Annotated in this window: 4 protein-coding genes and 1 pseudogene; all 5 read left to right on the plus strand. The window is 69.4% G+C overall.

The window, feature by feature from the left end:
- Window positions 1–374 (plus strand): annotated as a pseudogene (locus B551_RS26610) (hypothetical protein); the annotation flags it as partial.
- A gap of 23 nt (window positions 375–397) precedes the next feature.
- Entirely contained in the window at window positions 398–1,222 is an 825-nt protein-coding gene (gene truA, locus B551_RS14785; protein WP_006577315.1) for a tRNA pseudouridine(38-40) synthase TruA, read from the plus strand.
- Complete coding sequence (locus B551_RS14790; protein ID WP_043439894.1) at window positions 1,206–1,958, plus strand: phosphoribosylanthranilate isomerase; 753 nt, start codon at window positions 1,206–1,208, stop codon at window positions 1,956–1,958. Before truA ends, B551_RS14790 begins: the two co-directional genes overlap by 17 nt.
- A gap of 113 nt (window positions 1,959–2,071) precedes the next feature.
- Window positions 2,072–3,265: a tryptophan synthase subunit beta gene (gene trpB / locus B551_RS14795; RefSeq protein ID WP_006577313.1), complete on the plus strand. Its 1,194-nt coding sequence runs from the start codon at window positions 2,072–2,074 to the stop codon at window positions 3,263–3,265.
- Window positions 3,265–4,068 (plus strand): site-specific DNA-methyltransferase (locus tag B551_RS14800; RefSeq protein WP_023264413.1); only part of this gene is annotated, 804 nt, incomplete at its 3' end. The genes trpB and B551_RS14800, both read left to right, overlap by 1 nt.

Below are 4,068 nucleotides of genomic sequence, written 5' to 3' on the forward strand. Positions count from 1 at the left end.
CCGATATCCTCGCCGGAGCCCCGATCGCGCTGACTGGCCTGAGCCTGCCGCTGGATGCCTTTCCGGCGCCCACCGGCGACCAGCCGATCGCCGCGCCGGCGTCCGCGGCGCAGGCGTTCGCCGACCTCCCGGTGGAGGCCGACGACGGCCAGGACATCGAGGCCGGCGAACCGCACACGCCGCGCACGACCGCGCCCGCGCCTCGTCCGCTGGCCTTCGACCTCGGCGGGATCTCGCTCGATTTCGATGGCGGCGATGCCGGCAACCGTTCCGCCGAGGGCTCGCCTGATATCATGGCGCCCCCCGATACGTCCTCCGATACGTCCTCCGATACGTCCTCCGATACGTCCTCCGGCACGCCGCCGCGTTCGTGAGCCCGCATCCAAAACGCGCATCCATGACCCGTCTCGCCCTCGGCCTCCACTACGACGGCACCGCCTTCTCCGGCTGGCAGTCGCAGCCGCACCGCAATACCGTGCAGGACGTGCTGGAGGACGCCATCGCGCAGTTCGCCGGCGAGCGGCTGCCGACCACGGTGGCGGGGCGGACCGACGCGGGCGTCCATGCGCTGGGGCAGGTGATCCACCTTGATACCGTGCTGTCGCGCGAGCCGTTCTCGTGGGTGCGCGGCGTCAATGCCTTCCTGCCGCCGACCATCGCGCTGCAATGGGCCAAGCCGGTCGACGAGGCGTTCCACGCCCGCTTCGCCGCGTTCGAGCGGACCTACTACTACGCGCTCTACACCGGTCCGCACCGCGCGCCGCTGGTGCACGGCCGCGCCGGCTACCTGATGCTGCCGCCGGGCAAGCGGCTCGACGTCGACGCGATGCGCGAGGCCGCCGCCTGCCTGATCGGCGAGCACGATTTCTCGGCCTTCCGCGCCGCCGAGTGCCAGGCCAGGTCGCCGGTCAAGACGATGTACGAGATCCGCATCCACGCCGACCGCGACTGGGTATTCCTGCGTTTTCGCGCCAGCGCCTTCCTGCACCACATGGTCCGCAACCTGATGGGCTGCCTGGTGGCGGTGGGGCGGGGGCGCTATCCGGCCTCGTGGCTGCCCGAGGTGCTGGCCTCGCGCCAGCGCAGCATGGCCGCGCCGACCTTCATGCCGGACGGCCTGTATCTGGCCGGCGTCAGGTATCCTGAGCCCTATGGCATCCCGGCCGCCGATCCGGCCGGCAGCCTGTTTCATGGAGTGTTTGCCGATGCCTTCGCCAACTAGCGTGCCCGGCGCCGAGGCGCAGTTCGTGCCGGTCCGCCCGCGCACCCGCATCAAGATCTGCGGGCTGACTCGCGAGGAGGATGTGCGCGCGGCCGTCGATGCCGGCGCCGACGCGATCGGGCTGGTGTTCTATCCCGGCAGCCCGCGCCATGTCGATGTGGCCCGCGCCGCCGCGCTGGCCGAGGCCGCCGGCCCCTTCGTCGCGGTGGTCGGCCTGTTCGTCAATGCCGACGCCGAAGAGGTCGCCCACGTGGCCGAACGGGTGCCGCTGTCGCTGCTGCAGTTCCACGGCGACGAGAGCGCGCAGGACTGCGCGCGCGCCGCCCAGCGCTGCCGGCTGCCGTTCCTGCGCGCGGCGCGTGTGCGCCCCGGTCTCGATTTGGTAGAATTCGGCGATCAATATCGTGACGCCGCGGCCATCCTGCTCGATGCCTTCGTCGAAGGCTATGGCGGCGGCGGACACGCCTTCGACTGGACCCTGATCCCTCCCGGATGGATTGCGCCTGATCCCGGCACATCGACATGCAACGGCAATCGAACCGCAAGCGCCGCTCCTCGCATCGTTTTGAGTGGTGGGTTGAACGCGCAAAACGTGGCTGGCGCGATTGAGCGCGTGCGCCCCTACGCCGTCGATGTCAGCAGCGGCGTGGAGGCGGCCAAGGGCGTCAAGGACCCCGCCCGTATCGCCGACTTCGTGCGCGCGGTGCGCGCCGCGGATGCCAACCACGCCGCCTGAGCCTGGCGAACGACCGGCGCCGATCACAGACATCGCGCCGGTCCCGCAAGCCACCCTGTTCCCCTGCCGCGGCCGATCCAACGAAGACGGCCGCGCCACCCGGAAGCCCACTCATGTACAACCTGCCCGATTCCCGCGGCCACTTCGGCCCCTATGGCGGTACCTTCGTCTCCGAGACCCTGACCTACGCGCTGGACGAACTGCGCGAGGCCTATGCCAACCTGCGCAACGACGCCGAGTTCGAAGCCGAATTCCGCCGTGAACTGAAGCATTTCGTCGGCCGTCCGTCGCCGATCTACCATGCGCAGCGCTGGAGCGAGACGCTCGGCGGCGCGCAGATCTACTTCAAGCGCGAGGACCTGAACCACACCGGCGCGCACAAGATCAACAACGTGATCGGCCAGGCGCTGCTGGCCCGCAAGATGGGCAAGCCGCGCGTGATCGCCGAGACCGGCGCCGGCCAGCACGGCGTGGCCACCGCGACCATCGCGGCGCGCTTCGGCATGGAATGCGTGGTCTATATGGGCGCCGAGGACGTCAAGCGCCAGGCCGCCAACGTCTACCGGATGAAGCTGCTGGGCGCCACCGTGGTGCCGGTCGAGAGCGGTTCGAAGACGCTGAAGGATGCGCTGAACGAGGCGATGCGCGACTGGGTCACCAACGTCGAGAACACCTTCTACATCATCGGCACCGTCGCCGGCCCGCATCCATATCCCGCGATGGTGCGCGATTTCCAGTGCGTGATCGGCGAGGAGGCCAAGGTGCAGATGCCGGAGATGACCGGCCGGCAGCCCGATGCGGTGATCGCCTGCGTCGGCGGCGGCTCCAACGCGATGGGCATCTTCTATCCGTATATCGACCACCAGGACGTCAAGCTGATCGGCGTCGAGGCGGCCGGCGACGGCATCGACACCGGCCGCCACGCGGCCTCGCTGAGCGCCGGCTCGCCCGGCGTGCTGCACGGCAACCGCACCTATCTGCTGCAGGATCCGAACGGGCAGATCATCGAGACGCATTCGGTGTCGGCGGGGCTGGACTATCCGGGCGTCGGTCCCGAGCACGCGTGGCTCAAGGACAGCGGCCGTGCCCAATACGTCTGCATCACTGACGACGAGGCGCTGCGCGCCTTCCACGATTGCTGCCGGATCGAGGGCATCATCCCGGCGCTCGAATCGAGCCATGCGATCGCCTACGCGTGCAAGCTGGCGCCGACGCTGCCCAAGGACAAGCTGCTGCTGGTCAACCTGTCCGGCCGCGGCGACAAGGACATGCACACGGTCGCCGAACGTGCGGGGTTGACGCTCTGATGCGCACGCTTCCCGAAGTCGCACCGGGCGCCGCCGCCGCCGACACCATCACGCCGACGGTCGGCGGCGACGCGATCGCGCTGACCGCCACGCCGGCGTTGCCGGCCCTGCTGTACCAGGAGGACGTGCTCGACGGCGTGCGCCGGCTGGCCGACGGTTCGATCGATCTGGTGGTCGCCGACCCGCCGTACGGGCTCGGCAAGGACTACGGCAACGATTCGGACCGGCTGTCCGGCCAGGCCTATCTGGAATGGTCCGAGCGCTGGATCGACGCGGTGGTGCCCAAGCTGTCGCCGCGCGGCTCGCTGTACCTGTTCTGCACCTGGCAGTACTCGCCCGAGCTGTTCGTGATGCTCAAGCGCCGGCTGACGATGGTCAACGAGATCATCTGGGACCGGCGCGTGCCCAGCATGGGCGGCACCACGCGCAAGTATTCGTCGGTGCACGACAACATCGGCTTCTTCGCCAAGGCCCGGGACTACTACTTCGACCTGGACTCGGTGCGGGTGCCGTACGACGCCGAGACCAAGAAGGCGCGCAGCCGCCCGCGTTTCGAGGGCAAGAAGTGGCTGGAGGTCGGCTACAACCCCAAGGACCTGTGGAGCGTGCCCCGCATCCATCGGCAGGACCCCGAGCGCGCTGACCACCCGACGCAGAAGCCGCTGCAGATCGTCGAGCGGATGGTGCTGTCGAGCTGTCCGCCCGGCGGCCTGGTGCTCGATCCGTTCACCGGCAGCGGCACCACCGCGGTCGCCTGCGCGCGCCACGGGCGCCGCTTCGTCGGCTTCGAGATCAATCCCGCC

Origin of the sequence: Cupriavidus sp. HPC(L) (assembly GCF_000307735.3) — a bacterium.
Classification (GTDB): Bacteria; Pseudomonadota; Gammaproteobacteria; order Burkholderiales; family Burkholderiaceae; genus Cupriavidus.

Excerpts from the sequence above, each read along its gene's own strand:
- truA (WP_006577315.1), top strand. The coding sequence starts at position 398 with ATGACCCGTCTCGCCCTCGGCCTCCACTACGACGGCACCGCCTTCTCC.
- B551_RS14790 (WP_043439894.1), top strand. The coding sequence starts at position 1,206 with ATGCCTTCGCCAACTAGCGTGCCCGGCGCCGAGGCGCAGTTCGTGCCG.
- trpB (WP_006577313.1), top strand. The coding sequence starts at position 2,072 with ATGTACAACCTGCCCGATTCCCGCGGCCACTTCGGCCCCTATGGCGGT.